15 protein-coding genes are annotated in these 14,749 nt (G+C 59.4%); 13 read left to right on the top strand and 2 right to left on the bottom strand.

Annotation, left to right across the window (positions count from 1 at the left end):
- Positions 1-89: 89 nt before the first annotated feature.
- Entirely contained in the window at positions 90-1,094 is a 1,005-nt protein-coding gene (locus tag Q1A32_RS23820; RefSeq protein WP_299612863.1) for a GlxA family transcriptional regulator, read from the bottom strand.
- A 177-nt stretch (positions 1,095-1,271) separates the two neighbouring features.
- Here Q1A32_RS23820 and Q1A32_RS23815 point away from each other — a divergent pair, with 177 nt between their 5' ends.
- Positions 1,272-2,645 (top strand): class II 3-deoxy-7-phosphoheptulonate synthase, encoded by a 1,374-nt coding sequence (locus Q1A32_RS23815; protein WP_299612860.1) that lies wholly within the window; start codon positions 1,272-1,274, stop codon positions 2,643-2,645.
- A gap of 72 nt (positions 2,646-2,717) precedes the next feature.
- Here the strand turns inward: Q1A32_RS23815 and Q1A32_RS23810 are convergent, their stop codons facing one another.
- Positions 2,718-3,377, bottom strand: coding sequence for a PAS domain-containing protein (locus Q1A32_RS23810; RefSeq protein ID WP_299612858.1), 660 nt, complete (start codon positions 3,375-3,377; stop codon positions 2,718-2,720).
- A 215-nt stretch (positions 3,378-3,592) separates the two neighbouring features.
- Between Q1A32_RS23810 and Q1A32_RS23805 the strand changes: the two genes are divergently transcribed.
- The 12 genes from Q1A32_RS23805 (at position 3,593) to phoB (ending at position 14,569) form a co-directional block, all read left to right on the top strand.
- On the top strand, positions 3,593-4,507 hold the full coding sequence (locus tag Q1A32_RS23805) for a YicC/YloC family endoribonuclease (protein WP_299658395.1): 915 nt from the start codon (positions 3,593-3,595) through the stop codon (positions 4,505-4,507).
- A 4-nt stretch (positions 4,508-4,511) separates the two neighbouring features.
- Positions 4,512-5,162: a guanylate kinase gene (gene gmk, locus Q1A32_RS23800; protein ID WP_299658393.1), complete on the top strand. Its 651-nt coding sequence runs from the start codon at positions 4,512-4,514 to the stop codon at positions 5,160-5,162.
- Entirely contained in the window at positions 5,159-5,686 is a 528-nt protein-coding gene (locus Q1A32_RS23795) for a gamma carbonic anhydrase family protein (RefSeq protein WP_299658391.1), read from the top strand. Before gmk ends, Q1A32_RS23795 begins: the two co-directional genes overlap by 4 nt.
- A complete protein-coding gene (locus tag Q1A32_RS23790; RefSeq protein WP_299658390.1) occupies positions 5,686-6,009 on the top strand; it encodes a hypothetical protein in 324 nt (107 codons plus the stop codon). Before Q1A32_RS23795 ends, Q1A32_RS23790 begins: the two co-directional genes overlap by 1 nt.
- Positions 6,006-7,193 carry a PLP-dependent aspartate aminotransferase family protein gene (locus Q1A32_RS23785; protein ID WP_299658389.1) on the top strand — a complete coding sequence of 396 codons (1,188 nt, stop codon included), beginning with the start codon at positions 6,006-6,008 and terminating at the stop codon, positions 7,191-7,193. Before Q1A32_RS23790 ends, Q1A32_RS23785 begins: the two co-directional genes overlap by 4 nt.
- Before the next feature lie 12 nt (positions 7,194-7,205).
- The gene (locus tag Q1A32_RS23780) at positions 7,206-8,261 is read left to right on the top strand and encodes a cell wall metabolism sensor histidine kinase WalK (protein WP_299658388.1); all 1,056 of its coding nucleotides are present in this window, start codon (positions 7,206-7,208) and stop codon (positions 8,259-8,261) included.
- 129 nt (positions 8,262-8,390) lie between these two features.
- Positions 8,391-9,431 (top strand): substrate-binding domain-containing protein, encoded by a 1,041-nt coding sequence (locus Q1A32_RS23775; protein WP_299658387.1) that lies wholly within the window; start codon positions 8,391-8,393, stop codon positions 9,429-9,431.
- A gap of 111 nt (positions 9,432-9,542) precedes the next feature.
- Positions 9,543-11,015, top strand: a complete 1,473-nt coding sequence (gene pstC, locus Q1A32_RS23770) for a phosphate ABC transporter permease subunit PstC (protein WP_299658386.1) — start codon at positions 9,543-9,545, stop codon at positions 11,013-11,015.
- Positions 11,015-12,346 carry a phosphate ABC transporter permease PstA gene (gene pstA / locus Q1A32_RS23765; RefSeq protein WP_299658385.1) on the top strand — a complete coding sequence of 444 codons (1,332 nt, stop codon included), beginning with the start codon at positions 11,015-11,017 and terminating at the stop codon, positions 12,344-12,346. The genes pstC and pstA overlap by 1 nt, the downstream gene beginning before the upstream one ends.
- Positions 12,347-12,356: 10 nt before the next feature.
- A complete protein-coding gene (gene pstB / locus Q1A32_RS23760; protein ID WP_299658384.1) occupies positions 12,357-13,154 on the top strand; it encodes a phosphate ABC transporter ATP-binding protein PstB in 798 nt (265 codons plus the stop codon).
- An 11-nt stretch (positions 13,155-13,165) separates the two neighbouring features.
- A complete protein-coding gene (phoU, locus tag Q1A32_RS23755; RefSeq protein WP_299658383.1) occupies positions 13,166-13,867 on the top strand; it encodes a phosphate signaling complex protein PhoU in 702 nt (233 codons plus the stop codon).
- A gap of 12 nt (positions 13,868-13,879) precedes the next feature.
- The gene (gene phoB, locus Q1A32_RS23750; RefSeq protein ID WP_299658382.1) at positions 13,880-14,569 is read left to right on the top strand and encodes a phosphate regulon transcriptional regulator PhoB; all 690 of its coding nucleotides are present in this window, start codon (positions 13,880-13,882) and stop codon (positions 14,567-14,569) included.
- The last annotated feature ends 180 nt before the right edge of the window (positions 14,570-14,749 follow it).

Here is a 14,749-nt window from a genome sequence, read left to right as displayed (position 1 = left end):
GAGTATCAGGACCGAACAAGGACATGGCCCGGTGTCATACGGGACGTTCGAGGCACAGACATGGTTTTTGCGCGGCAGCAGTATGGCGATCAGATCGAAAGGCGTGCCGCGTGTGTGCCGCGTTCGCGATACGGGGTCGTATCGTAATGCGCGCGGTAGCATTTTGAGAAATGCGAGGGCGAGGCAAAGCCACAGGCCAGCGCCACGTTGATCACGCTCATATCCGTCTGCATCAGCAGGTTGCGCGCCTTTTGCAACCTTAACTCCATGTAGTAACGCTTTGGAGAACGGTTCAAATATCGTCTGAAGAGCCGCTCCAGTTGCCGCGTGGACATGCCCACATCCTTGGCCAAGATGGACGGGCTGATCGGCTCTTCGATATTCTGTTCCATGATCTGGATGACCTGGCTCAGCTTCGGATGCCGCACACCGATGCGGGTCGGGACAGACAGGCGCTGCGTGTCCTGATCGGTGCGGATGGACGAATAGATCAGCTGATCAGCCACGGAATTTGCCAACTCTTCCCCATGATCATCGGCAATCAGCTTCAGCATCAGATCGATGGACGACGTGCCACCTGCCGTGGTCAGCCGTTTTTCATCCACCACAAAGACGGACTTGGTCAGCTCGACCTCCTGAAACTCCTCGGCAAAGCTGTCTTGATTTTCCCAGTGAATGGTCGCCTTCTTGCCATCCAGCAACCCGGCCTTGGCCAGCGAATAGGCGGCGGTACACAGGCCCGCCATCGGCACACCCTTGCGGGCCTCGCGGCGCAGCCATCCCAGCAGGCGCTTGGTCGTGGCGGCCTGCACATCAATGCCGCCGCACACCATGACCACATCGTCGCGGGTCAACTCATCCAGATCACCGTCCAGCTTGAAACCCGTGCCAGCCGAGCAATAGGCCGCGTCCCCGCCTTCGCCGATGATCTTCCACGCATACAATTCGCGCCCCGCCATACGGTTGGCGATGCGCAGGCTTTCAAGGGCCGCGGAAAAGCAAAGCAAGGTGAAATTGTCGAGCAGGACAAACACGAAGCGCTTGGGTTTATCGACCTCTTGGCGGGTCTGGGTGGCCGAGCGTGAAATCGACATCGCGGCAGGCGTCCTGATCGTATGGCCGGGCGTGATGTGACCCGGGGGTTTTGTCAGCCTGATCACGGCGCAAACGCCACGTCAAGACTTCGCATTTGTGATATGGTGTCCCAGCAATAGCTTTTGTATAGAGGGCCCCGGTCACGTGACCGCTAACAGCTTATGCGGAGAGACAAGATGAGCGATTGGACAAAATCTGACTGGCGCGCCAAGCCCCGGATTCAGATGCCCGATTATACCGATACTGCGGCACTGAACGCGGTTGAGGCGCAGCTTTCAAAATATCCGCCTTTGGTGTTTGCAGGCGAGGCGCGGCGGCTAAAAGCACATCTCGCCGATGCATCCCGTGGAGACGCGTTCCTGTTGCAGGGCGGCGACTGCGCCGAGGCGTTCGACCAATTCAGCGCGGATGGCATTCGCGACACGTTCAAGGTCATGCTGCAAATGGCGATGGTCCTGACCTATGGCGCGAAGGTGCCGGTGATCAAGCTGGGCCGTATGGCCGGTCAGTTCGCCAAGCCGCGGTCCGCACCCACTGAAGTCGTCGATGGCGTGGAACTGCCCAGCTACCGCGGTGACATCATCAATGAGCTGGACTTCACACCTGAATCCCGCATCCCGAACCCGCAGAAGATGCTGCAGGCCTACACGCAGGCGGCGGCCACGCTGAACCTGCTGCGCGCGTTTTCGACCGGTGGCTTTGCCGATATGAACATGGTGCATTCGTGGACCTTGGGCTTTGCCGACGGGCAGGGGGCCGAGAAGTATCGCGAGATCGCGGCCCGCATTCAGGACACAATCGATTTCATGGCAGCCGCTGGCATCGACGCCGACACCACCCACGAGTTTTCGTCTGTCGAGTTCTACACCAGCCACGAATCGTTGCTGCTGGAGTACGAAGAGGCGCTGACACGCATCGACTCGACCACCGGCAAGTGGTTGGCAGGCTCCGGTCACATGATCTGGATTGGCGACCGCACCCGTCAGCCCGACGGCGCGCACGTGGACTATGCACGCGGCGTTCAGAACCCCATTGGTCTGAAATGCGGTCCCAGCATGACCACGGACGATCTCAAGGTCCTGATGTCCAAGCTGAACCCCGAAAACGAAGCGGGTCGCCTGACCCTGATCGCGCGGTTCGGGGCCGGTTCTGTCGGAGAACACCTGCCGCGCCTGATCAAGACGGTCCAGGAAGAAGGGGCCAACGTGGTCTGGGTCTGTGACGCGATGCACGGCAACACCATCAAGTCCTCAACTGGCTACAAGACGCGGCCGTTCGACTCGGTCTTGCGCGAAGTACGTGAGTTCTTTGGTGTGCATGCAGCCGAGGGCACCGTCCCGGGCGGTGTGCATTTCGAGATGACAGGGCAGGACGTGACCGAATGCACCGGCGGTGTGCGTGCGGTCACCGAAGAGGACCTGAGCGACCGTTATCACACCGCTTGCGATCCTCGCCTGAACGCATCGCAATCGCTGGAGCTGGCATTCCTCGTGGCGGAAGAGCTTTCGCAACTGCGGACCACACGTGCAAATCAGCGCGCAGCTGGCTGAACTCCAATGTGAAAAAGAAAAACGGCGCCGAACGAAAGTTCGGCGCCGTTTCTTTTGAGAATTCACAACATATCAGTCGTCAGGCTTCACGAGGCGCAGATATGGCACGTCCGACCGAGGTGTCGTGCTTTCAAAGCTTTTCTGGCTTTCCGCAAACCCATCGACCCGCGCGCGCTGCACTTCCGGTTGGACGGCGGGCTTGATCGGGGCAGGGGCTGTGGATGGCGCTGTAATGGGCCGAATGCGCGCACCGACAACGTTGAAGCGGCGCGGCGTGCGCCCAACGTCGCCTTGAGCCACAAAACATCCTAAAATGCGGCTGACATCCCCAAGATCGCTCTTGAGCGGCAACATGAGCAAACGCGCATCCATTTGCGGTTTGGACATTGTCATCTCGGCGCTCATGCGCAGTTCGCAAATAGCGGGCCGTTGGCAAACGTCCTCGATCGCATCCGAAATCTGGCGACGGCACGGCGGTGTGATCAGCGATGTCAGCGGCATTCCGCGCACCTCCATGCCCATCAAATTGCCCAAGTGGCTGCCGGCAATGCGGATCCTTGCCATTCCGGGCGCAATCCGTTCAAGAACGAATGTGTATTCCAATGCCGACTCGATCCCGCGCGGGTCAATCTCGGACCGCTTCGGGGTCATGCGCGCACCGCGCAAGCCTTCCCAATAGGCCTCGACCTGGGAAATAGCTGAAAAACCGATCTCTGCGCGAAATTCTGTCATTGCGTGAACATTGTGCGGGTTAAGGTCTGATTTGTCCATCTGTACATACTTCCACTGGGTCCTTGAGACCGATTGCACCGTGATTGCAACAAAACATATCAAAATCGACGGGTGCTGCGCGGCAAAAGCTAACAAATGGTTAATCATGGAGGTGTCCCCGCGGGGACAGGTGCTGTGGCTTGCTCCGCTGTGCAGTTCGCCCTAAACGCATTGGTATGACAGACACTTCCAAAGAACCCGCCCTGCGATCCATGACCGGGTTTGCTGCGGCAACCGGTGCGTTAGACCCTTTTCGTTGGGCGTGGGACATTCGCAGCGTGAATGGCAAGGGTCTGGATGTAAGACTGCGCGTGCCAGACTGGATCGACGGGCTCGAGGCGGCGCTGCGCCCGGTTGTCACCAAACACGCGAAACGCGGGAACGTGACCTTGTCACTGCGGATCACGCGAGAGGACGCGGCGTCCGGGTTGTCGCTGAACGAAGACACGATGCGCGCCTTGGTTCAGAACCTTTTGGCGATTGAGGCTGAGGCGATGGAGCAAGGTCTGTCGCTCGCTCCGTCTCGTGCAACGGATATCGCGACGATGCGGGGCGTGATGGACAGCGGCCCGGCGCAAGACGATCCGGCACCATTGCGCGCGGCACTGCTTGCCGAGGTCCCCGGATTGCTTGATGCATTTGACGCGATGCGTGCGCGCGAAGGGGCGGCCCTGCGCGATGTGCTGTTGGCGCAACTGGTCGAAGTCGAAACCCTGACCACGCAAGCGGCAGCTTTGGCCGAAGCGCGCAAGGACGACGTGGCCTCATCCTTGAAACGCAACCTCGCGCGGGTGCTGGACAACACGGACGGCGCTGATCCGGACCGGGTGGCGCAGGAGCTGGCATTGCTGGCGGTCAAGGCGGACGTCACCGAAGAGATTGATCGTCTTCACACACATGTGGGTGCAGCGCGCACCCTCCTGAGCGACGGTGGTTCGGTGGGGCGCAAGCTCGACTTCCTGATGCAGGAGTTCAACCGGGAGGCCAACACCCTGTGCTCAAAAGCGCAGAACTCGGAACTGACGGCGGTGGGGCTGGCTCTCAAGGCGCTGATCGATCAGATGCGCGAGCAAGTGCAGAACGTGGAATAAGACTATGACCGAGCCCAAGAACCGACGCGGCCTTCTCATCATCCTCAGTTCGCCTTCCGGTGCTGGCAAGAGCACTCTGGCCCGCCGCTTGCGGGACTGGGACCCGAACTTGTGTTTTTCCGTATCCGCCACCACGCGTGAGCCGCGCCCGGGCGAGGTGGATGGAGAACACTACCGCTTTATCACCGAGAGTGAGTTCAAAGGTCTTGTTACCGAAGGTGAAATGCTGGAGCACGCGCATGTTTTCGGCAACTTCTATGGCTCGCCCAAGGGACCCGTCGAAGAGGCGATCAACCGTGGCTGCGATGTGCTGTTCGACATTGATTGGCAGGGGGCACAACAGATCACCAACTCTGTTCTTGGCCAACACACGCTGTCCATTTTCATTCTTCCGCCATCCATTGCCGAGTTGCGCCGCCGTCTGGAAACCCGCGCGCAGGATGATGCGGACACCATCGCCCGCCGCATGCAAAAAAGCTGGGACGAGATCAGCCACTGGGGCGGGTACGACTATGTTCTGGTCAATGATGATCTGGACGAGACCGAGGAACAGTTGAAAACCATCCTCACCGCGACACGATTGCGTCGGTTGCAACAGCCGCAACTGACCGATCACGTGCGCGCCCTGCAAACCGAGTTCGAGGAGCTGCCATGACCCTTTACGCATTGGGCGACGCACGCCCGCAGATTGCCGATGACACGTGGGTGGCACCCGATGCCAACCTGATTGGAAAGGTGATCCTTGAGGCAGGCGCAAGTGTCTGGTTCGGCTGCACCATTCGCGCTGACCACGAAGATATTCGTATCGGGGCCGGGTCAAATGTGCAGGAAAACTGCGTCATGCATATCGATCTCGGTTTTCCGTTGACCATCGGGGCAGGCTGCACCATCGGGCACAAAGTCATGCTGCATGGCTGCACCATTGGCGACAACAGCCTTATCGGGATGGGCGCTACCGTGTTGAACGGGGCCAAGATTGGCAAGAACTGTCTGATTGGGGCAGGGGCGTTGATTACCGAAGGCAAAGAGATCCCCGACGGATCACTGGTGATGGGCGTGCCGGGCAAGGTTGTCCGCGAATTGGACGAACAGGCCATCCAGAGCCTGCGCGCCTCGGGTCTGCACTATCAAGAAAACATGCGCCGCTTCCGCGATACGATGGTCGAGGTCGCCGGCTGATGCCGCATTGCGAACTCAGCTATTCAAGCGATCTGGACATTGACGCCAAAGCAATCCTGTCCGAGGTCGAAGCCTGCATTCTGCGTCATGATGACGGCGCAGGTGTGACCAAGGGGCGCGCATACCCCGCGCCGGTCTTTCACCATACACATCTGAAGGCATCTGTTGCTTTGCTTGCCAAACCGCACCGCAATGCCGCGTTCACAGCGGCCCTGCAAAAGGACCTTGTCGACCTTATCGCAGCGCGATTGCCACGCCCCTGCTGGTTAAGCGTCGACATCACCTACAGCTCACAAACCTACCACACGGAATTTCTGGAATGATCTCGAACTCCAAGGGCTCGCTTGTGCGTCCCACACCGCTGCCCGACAGCGCGTCGCGCCCTGTTGTGACACCACTCAGCCCATCGGTTGTCTATGCCTCCGACACGCCCGACATGCTGGACGCGCAATATGACGGCGACCTGCAGGGCTACACCTACAGCCGCGAGGGGCACCCGAACGCGGACGTCGTGGCGCAGGCCATCGACCGAATGGAAGGCGCACCGCACATGGGTGTGCTGACGTCATCGGGCATGGGGGCGGTGTCTGCCGTCTTGCTTGGGCTGCTCAAGGCGGGCGATCACGTCATTGGCGGCAACCAGCTTTACGGGCGGTCGCTGCGCATGATGTCAGAAGACCTGCCACGCCTCGGCATTGAGACGTCTATGGTCGATCCCGGCGATGTAGACGCGGTGCGGGCGGCTTTGCGTCCCGACACCAAGTTGATTTTGGTCGAGGTCGTGTCCAACCCTACCTTGCGCGTTGCTGATGTTCTGGGCCTGTCAGCGCTCGCGCGAGAGGCAGGTATTCTGCTGGTCATCGACAACACGTTCACCACACCGCGTGCGTTCAAGGCGTTCGATCATGGCGCGGACATCGTGATCCATTCCCTGACCAAGCTGCTGTCGGGCCATTCGGACGTCATGCTGGGCTATGTCGCAGCGAAAGATAAGGCGATCAACGACCGCTTGCGCGTCTTCACCGTGACCGCAGGCATGACGCCAAGCCCGTTTGATTGCTGGTTGGCCGAGCGCGGATTGCTGAGTTTCGACCTGCGCTATGATCGGGCGCAGGCCACAGCGGCAGTTCTGGCGGAACACTTGGCTGCGTTGCCGGGCGTCAAGCGTGTGATCTACCCCGCGCGCCACGATCATCCTGACCACGAGCGGGCCGAGGCACTGCTGAAGGGTCAATATTGCAATATGGTCAGCTTTGAGATTGACGGCGCGCGTGAGGCCGCAAACGCCTTTGCGCGTGGGGCCGAGGGGTTGAGCTTTGCCCCGACCTTGGGCGACGTGGGCACCACCATCTCGCACCCGGCATCGTCGTCCCATCGCGCGTTGACCGAAGAAAAGCGCGCCGAATTGGGCATGTCGGAAGGGTTCTTCCGCATCTCGGTCGGTCTTGAGGACCCAGACGCATTGTGCGCCGTGTTCACCCAAGCGGTGCAGGCGGCAGTAGCGTAACGGGGCAGGGCGATGGGCAACGACGTTCTGGACGCATTGCTTGCCGCTTTCCCTTTGCCGACGCTGGTCATTGATCAGACCGAGCGGATCATCGCGGCGAACCCCGAAGCACTGGCGCTGATCGGGCAGCACGTTGTCGGTCGCAATCATGTCACGATGTTGCGTCAGCCTGCGCTGCTGGATGCCATCGAGGCGACCTTGCGCGACAGTGAGACCCGCACCACGCAGTACCTTGGAAATGACGGGGCGCAGGACACGACGTTTCGGGTCAGTGTGCGGGCTGCGCAAGGCATCGGGCATAGGGGTGCCGTTGTGCTGGCGTTCGAGGATGTCACCCATGTGGAGCAAACCAGCCAGATGCGGCGCGATTTTGTCGCCAATGTCAGCCACGAATTGCGCACGCCACTGACGGCGCTGATGGGATTCATCGAGACCTTGCGCGGGCCTGCCCGCAATGATCCCGCCGCAGCCGACCGGTTCCTGAACATCATGCAGGACGAGGCGGAGCGGATGAACCGGCTTGTCGGGGACCTCATGTCCCTCAACCGGGTCGAGGGGGATGAGCGCGTGCGGCCTACGGATGACGTGGTGCTGACAGATGTGCTCGCATCAACTTTGCGCACCTTGCGATCCCTTGCTGCGGACGCGGATGTGACGATTGAGCAGGAGTTCGGTCAGGACATCGTACATGTCGCTGCCGATGCGGATCAATTGAAGCAGGTCTTCACCAATCTGATCGAGAACGCGATCAAATATGGTGGCAGCGGGGGACGCGTGACCGTGCGCGTGTCGACCCTTGCGCGCGAACCTGCTTTGCGGGCGGCTGGCGTGCGGGTGGAGATCGTGGACTATGGCCCCGGTATTGACCCCGTACATCTGCCGCGCATCACCGAAAGGTTCTACCGCGCCGATGATCACCGCAGCCGCGCCCTTGGCGGCACCGGTCTTGGCCTTGCGATCGTCAAGCATATCGTGAACCGGCACCGGGGGCGTCTGCGCGTGGAAAGCACGCTGGGTAAGGGCGCGACCTTCACCGTCATCCTGCCGACGCTTGAAAATACCGGCTGACGTAAGGGCAAATCGGCCCCTGTCATAAAACTGTTACGCAACTGTCACAAAAGCATTGTGAGCCGCCGATAGATGAGTGGCACGGTTCCCATGAGGGGACCCGATCAGATTGCTCAACAGGAGACATTCATGTCCTTTGTGAAACTCACCGCATCGGCGCTGACCTTGTCCGCCATGGCTGCTACAACCGCCGTAGCGCGGGATCAGGTTCAGATTGCCGGGTCGTCCACCGTGCTGCCATACGCGTCCATCGTGGCCGAAGCCTTTGGTGAAAATTTTGACTTCCCGACGCCGGTTGTGGAATCGGGTGGCTCTTCGGCGGGCCTCAAGCGGTTTTGTCAGGGCGTGGGGACCGAACATACGGATATCGCCAACGCGTCACGTGCGATCCGGGACAAGGAGATTTCTGCCTGTGCCGCAAACGGTGTGACGGACATCATCGAAGTGCGCATCGGCTATGATGGCATTGTCTTTGCCAGCCAGATCAGTGGCCCGGCCTACACCGCCTTTACCCCATCCGACATCTTCAACGCTTTGGCACCCAAGGTGATGGTCGATGGCGCTTTGGTCGATAACCCACACACGCAGTGGTCAGACTTCAATGCCGATCTGCCGGCGGCAGATATCCTGGCCTTCATCCCCGGCACCAAGCACGGCACGCGTGAAGTGTTCGAAGAGCAGGTGATCGCGGCAGGTTGCGAAGCCACGGGCGCGATGGAGGCGATGATCTCCGGTGGCATGTCCGAAGACGATGCCGAAGATGCGTGCCTGAGTGTGCGCACCGACGGACGGTCCGTCGATATCGACGGGGATTACACCGAAACGCTGGCCTCCATCGATGCAAATGCAAATGCGGTCGGGGTGTTCGGTCTGGCCTTCTACGAAAACAACACCGACAAGCTGAAAGTGGCGACCATGTCGGGTGTTGAGCCGACAACCGAAACCATCGCCGCCGGAGACTATCCGGTGTCGCGCCCGCTCTATTTCTACATCAAGAAGGCGCATATCGGCGTGGTGCCGGGCCTGAAGGAATTCGCGCAGTTCTTTGTCGCAGATCCCGTTGCGGGGCCCGATGGTCCGTTGGCGGCCTATGGTCTGGTGTCTGATCCGGAGTTGGCCGAGACGCAGCAGATGATCGCTGACGAACAAACGATGGGCGGCAATTCGTAATCCGAACATGGGTCAGCAACGACCAAGACACACAACTGGGCGGCCTCACAGCGTCGCCCAGTTTCTGCATGCAAACCCGCGGGCAACGCGGTTCGGGACTTTGGGGGACATATGCCTGTACTCTGGCTCACGCTGATCGTGGTGGCGATTTCGGCTGCCGGGTTTGTCATGGGGCGCGGGCGCGCCATGGCCAGCGCCGATGGCAACATCCGCAACCTGCATTCGCTGCCAGTCTATTACGGCGCCAACGCCTTGATGAAGTCGGTTGTGCCGGCGCTTGGCGTGATGGTGCTTTGGCTGCTGGCACAGCCGCTGTTCATCGACAACCGCATCGCTCAGATGATCCCCGAAACCGAGATTGCCGAAGGGGCGAATATCGGGCTGGTGATGTCAGAAGTCCGCCGAACAGCAGCGGGGATCGACAACGCGCTGCGCGTCGGTGCCTTGGACCCGACGACCGCACAAGCCGCAAACGCGGATTTGGAGGCGATCACCCAGAGCCTCAAGGATGCAGGCCAAGTGGTCACCAGCCAGATCACGCAGCCCGTGCTGGGGGCCGCCCAAAGCTATAGCGCGATGGCGCAAACGTCGAACCTGTTAATGACCATCGCCGTGCTGTTGGTGGCCATTTCTGGGGCTGCATGGGGCGTGTTGGAAAGCGCCAAGGCGTTTCGTGCGCGAAACACTGTGGAGCAAGGCATATTGGCCTTGCTGATTGCCGCCGCATCTGTGGCGATCCTGACAACCATAGGCATCGTGCTGTCGCTGATCTTCAACACGGTCGAGTTTTTCCGCCTGTATCCGGCGGCCGACTTCTTCTTCCTGCTGGAATGGGCACCCAGCTTTTCGGGACGCGGTGGCGCATCCAGCCTCGGCATTCTGCCGCTTCTGTGGGGCACGATCTACATCTCGCTGGTGGCGTTGCTGGTGGCGGTACCCATCGGCCTTTTCGCCGCGATCTACCTGTCGGAATACGCAACCCCGCGCGTGCGCAGTATTGCAAAGCCGCTGCTTGAAATCCTCGCCGGTATCCCGACCATCGTGTACGGCCTCTTTGCGCTGCTGACCATTGGGCCGATCCTGCTCACCGTGTTTGGCGACGATGGTTTGGGCTGGATGCAGGGCCAGCGTGCCGTGATGACCGCCGGCCTTGCCATGGGCATCATGTTGATCCCCTTTGTCAGTTCACTGAGCGACGACATCATCAACGCAGTGCCGCAGGCGATGCGCGATGGGTCCTATGGATTGGGCGCCACGAAATCAGAGACGATCAAACAGGTTGTGCTGCCTGCAGCCTTGCCCGGCATCGTTGGTGCGATCCTGCTGGCTGCCAGCCGTGCGATTGGTGAGACGATGATCGTCGTGCTGGGGGCAGGGGCGGCAGCACGGCTCAGCATGAACCCGTTTGAGGCCATGACCACCGTGACCGCCAAGATCGTCAGCCAATTGACCGGCGACAGCGACTTCGCCTCGCCCGAGGCGCTGGTGGCCTTTGCCCTTGGCATGACGCTGTTCGTCATGACCCTCGGGCTCAATGTCTTTGCCCTCTACATCGTGCGCAAATATCGGGAGCAATATGAGTGATGACCGACGCAAGCCTAAATTCCCCCGACGCGTCCCGCCCGGCCAAGTCACTGACGCACGAGGATGCGCGCACGAAAAAGCGCAACGCCTCTGAACGCCGGTTTCGCATGTACGGCGTTGCGGCAATTGGAACCGGTCTGTTCTTCCTGTTGGCACTGCTGACCGCGATCCTGAGTGCTGGCTTGCCTGCCTTCAAGCAGGCGGTGGTCGAGGTGCCGTTTACCCTCACTCAAGAGGAATATGACGAAGCCGAAAAGGCACTGCTGAAAACTGGCGTCTACACTGAGTACTTCATCACATCGCTGTCCAGCACCATGGACGCCGAAGGTGTGGAGATCGAATTCGACAAGAAAGCGGTGGAGCGTCTGCTGGGCAAGGTCGGCGGTGAATTGCGCACGTATTACCGCGAGAATGAGGACGATCTGGGCGCGCCCATAGCATTCGAATTGGCGGCCGCCTCGCGCGTGGATCGCTACCTGAAAGGCACGTTCACCCGCGATGATTTGCAAGCGGGCAATCGCTTCTTCATGCCCGAGGATTTCGACCTGATCGACGCCATGCGCGAGGCCGGATTGGTCAAACAGGTGTTCAACTGGAACTTCATCACAGGCGTGGACACAGGCGTGGACAATCCCGGCGGGGCAGGGATCGGAGCGTCGGTGCTGGGGTCGTTCTTCATGATGCTGGTGGTGCTGGTCCTCAGCCTGCCCATCGGGGTTGCTGCATCGATCTATCTTGAAGAGTTTGCGCCGAAAAACCGTTTTACTGACTTCATCGAGGTCAACATCGCGAACCTGGCTGCCGTGCCGTCCATCGTATTCGGTATCCTTGGTCTGGCGGTATTCATCCAGTTCGCGCACCTACCGCAATCAGCCCCGCTGGTTGGTGGTCTGGTGCTGACGCTGATGACACTGCCAACCATCATCATCTCGACGCGCGCATCGCTCAAAGCCGTGCCACCGTCGATACGGGATGCGGCCCTTGGGGTAGGGGCCTCGAAAATGCAGGCGGTCTTCCACCATGTGTTGCCACTGGCGGCACCCGGTATTTTGACGGGAACGATCATTGGTCTGGCACAGGCCTTGGGCGAAACCGCACCCTTGCTGTTGATCGGCATGGTCGGATTTGTGGCGCGCTATCCAGAGACTTTCGTCGAAGGGTTCTTTGAACCAAACTCGGCCGTGCCGGCGCAGATCTACAACTGGGCTGCACGCTCCGATGCAGTCTTTACCGAGAAAGCATGGGGCGGCATCATCGTTTTGCTGCTGTTCCTGATTACCATGAACACCATCGCCGTGATCCTGCGGCGGCGGTTCGAGCGCCGCTGGTAGGGGTAGGCCGATGAACGACATGAGAAGTTTGGAGAGAGACGTGGACACAAACGACGTCAAGATCGCGGCCAAGGGTGTGCAGGTCTTTTATGGCGACAATCACGCCATCAAGGATGTGGATGTTCAGATTGACGACAAGACGGTGACGGCGTTCATCGGACCGTCTGGCTGTGGGAAGTCCACTTTTCTACGTTGTATCAATCGGATGAACGACACAATTGATGTGTGCCGTGTGACCGGAGATATTCATATCGACGGCGAGGACATTTACGATCCCCGCGTCGATCCGGTGCAGTTGCGCGCCAAGGTGGGCATGGTGTTTCAAAAGCCCAACCCGTTTCCGAAGTCGATCTATGACAACGTCGCCTATGGCCCACGCATCCACGGTCTTGCCAAGAACAAGGCAGAACTGGATGAAATCGTGGAAAATTCTTTACGGCGCGGCGCCATCTGGGACGAGGTGAAGGACCGATTGGATGCGCCCGGCACCGGCCTGTCGGGTGGTCAGCAACAACGTCTTTGTATTGCGCGCGCGGTGGCCACGGAACCCGAAGTGCTGTTGATGGACGAACCGTGCTCGGCGCTGGACCCCATCGCCACGGCGCAGGTCGAAGAACTGATCGACGAGCTGCGCCAAAGCTACTCCGTTGTCATCGTCACGCACTCCATGCAGCAGGCCGCGCGGGTCAGCCAGAAAACGGCGTTTTTCCACCTCGGCAACCTCGTGGAATACGGTGAAACGGGCCAGATCTTTACCAATCCCGTCGATCCACGCACCGAAAGCTACATCACGGGCCGCATCGGCTAAGGAGCAGAACCATGCAAGACCAACACATCGCATCGGCCTTCGACCGGGACCTTGAGGCGATCCAGGCCCAGATCATGAAGATGGGTGGGCTCGTCGAAAACGCGATCCTGGAGGCGGCCATCAGCCTTGAGACCCGCGATGAAGAACGAGCCGAGAAGGTTCGCAAGGGTGACAAGGCCATTGATGAGCTCGAAGAGTTGATCAACGAGGAAGCAGCGCGCGTCATCGCTCTGCGCGCACCAACGGCCATTGATTTGCGGCTGGTTCTATCCGTGATCAAGGTGAGCGCCAACCTGGAACGTATTGGGGACTATGCGAAAAACCTTGCCAAACGCACCAGCGTTCTCTCCCAGATGGCACCGGTCAACGACAGTGCAGGGGCATTGCGTCGGATGGCAAAAGAAGTGGAACGGATGCTGAAAGACGCGCTTGATGCCTATGTGGCGCGGGATGCTGAATTGGCGCAGGACGTGATTGATCGCGACTCGGAAGTAGACCAGATGTACAACGCCTTGTTCCGCGAATTTCTGACCTTCATGATGGAAGACCCGCGGAACATTACCGCGTGTATGCACCTTCATTTCATTGCCAAGAACATCGAACGGATGGGCGATCATGTGACATCCATCGCTGAACAGGTGGTTTATCTGGTGACGGGGTCGACACCGGACGAGATGCGCCCAAAGGCCGACAAAACATCGGTTCAGGTCTAGGGGAGTACGGACATGTCCGCCGATCAACCCCGTGTTCTGGTGGTCGAAGACGAACCCGCACAACGCGAGGTTCTGGCCTATAACCTTGAGGCCGAGGGCTTTGCCGTCAGCCGCGCCCAAAACGGTGATGAAGCGCTGTTGCTTGTTGACGAAGATCGGCCAGATATCATCGTCCTGGATTGGATGATGCCGCATCTCAGCGGCATCGAGGTGTGTCGCAGGCTCAAGATCAAACCAGAGACACGCAATATCCCTGTGATTATGCTGTCCGCACGGTCAGAGGAAGTCGACAAGGTACGCGGGTTAGAAACTGGCGCGGATGATTATGTCGTAAAACCATATTCCGTGATTGAGCTGATGGCGCGTGTGCGCAGCCAGTTGCGCCGCGTTCGTCCATCGACCGTTGGCGAGCGGCTAGAGTTCGACGATATTGTCCTTGATGCCGAGAGCCACAAGGTCACGCGCGGCGCAGATGAGGTGAAGCTTGGGCCAACCGAGTTCCGCTTGCTTAGTACGTTCATGGAAAAGCCTGGTCGTGTCTGGAGCCGCGAACAGCTTCTGGATCGGGTTTGGGGCCGCGATATCTACGTGGATACGCGAACGGTTGACGTTCACATTGGGCGGCTCCGCAAAGCACTTACACAGTTCGGCGGGACCGATCCGGTGAGGACAGTACGTGGTGCGGGGTATGCGTTAGGTTAGACGAAGTTAGCTGGATACTATGTTGATCCACAGTATGTTTACTCAAATTCAGATCAGTCACAGTATTACATAATACAGATTATATGCCTTACATTAGCCATCAGGCACATTCTAAACTGGGTTGCGACAAATCCCCTATCTTGCTGGAAAGCAAGGAGAATGAAGTTGGCCCACACAGAG

The organism is uncultured Tateyamaria sp. (assembly GCF_947503415.1).
Lineage (GTDB): Bacteria > Pseudomonadota > Alphaproteobacteria > Rhodobacterales > Rhodobacteraceae > Tateyamaria.
This window is presented reverse-complemented; position numbering and strand designations above follow the sequence as displayed.

Excerpts from the sequence above, each read along its gene's own strand:
- Q1A32_RS23820 (WP_299612863.1), bottom strand. The coding sequence starts at position 1,094 with ATGTCGATTTCACGCTCGGCCACCCAGACCCGCCAAGAGGTCGATAAA.
- Q1A32_RS23815 (WP_299612860.1), top strand. The coding sequence starts at position 1,272 with ATGAGCGATTGGACAAAATCTGACTGGCGCGCCAAGCCCCGGATTCAG.
- Q1A32_RS23810 (WP_299612858.1), bottom strand. The coding sequence starts at position 3,377 with ATGACAGAATTTCGCGCAGAGATCGGTTTTTCAGCTATTTCCCAGGTC.
- Q1A32_RS23805 (WP_299658395.1), top strand. The coding sequence starts at position 3,593 with ATGACAGACACTTCCAAAGAACCCGCCCTGCGATCCATGACCGGGTTT.
- gmk (WP_299658393.1), top strand. The coding sequence starts at position 4,512 with ATGACCGAGCCCAAGAACCGACGCGGCCTTCTCATCATCCTCAGTTCG.
- Q1A32_RS23795 (WP_299658391.1), top strand. The coding sequence starts at position 5,159 with ATGACCCTTTACGCATTGGGCGACGCACGCCCGCAGATTGCCGATGAC.
- Q1A32_RS23790 (WP_299658390.1), top strand. The coding sequence starts at position 5,686 with ATGCCGCATTGCGAACTCAGCTATTCAAGCGATCTGGACATTGACGCC.
- Q1A32_RS23785 (WP_299658389.1), top strand. The coding sequence starts at position 6,006 with ATGATCTCGAACTCCAAGGGCTCGCTTGTGCGTCCCACACCGCTGCCC.
- Q1A32_RS23780 (WP_299658388.1), top strand. The coding sequence starts at position 7,206 with ATGGGCAACGACGTTCTGGACGCATTGCTTGCCGCTTTCCCTTTGCCG.
- Q1A32_RS23775 (WP_299658387.1), top strand. The coding sequence starts at position 8,391 with ATGTCCTTTGTGAAACTCACCGCATCGGCGCTGACCTTGTCCGCCATG.
- pstC (WP_299658386.1), top strand. The coding sequence starts at position 9,543 with ATGCCTGTACTCTGGCTCACGCTGATCGTGGTGGCGATTTCGGCTGCC.
- pstA (WP_299658385.1), top strand. The coding sequence starts at position 11,015 with ATGACCGACGCAAGCCTAAATTCCCCCGACGCGTCCCGCCCGGCCAAG.
- pstB (WP_299658384.1), top strand. The coding sequence starts at position 12,357 with ATGAACGACATGAGAAGTTTGGAGAGAGACGTGGACACAAACGACGTC.
- phoU (WP_299658383.1), top strand. The coding sequence starts at position 13,166 with ATGCAAGACCAACACATCGCATCGGCCTTCGACCGGGACCTTGAGGCG.
- phoB (WP_299658382.1), top strand. The coding sequence starts at position 13,880 with ATGTCCGCCGATCAACCCCGTGTTCTGGTGGTCGAAGACGAACCCGCA.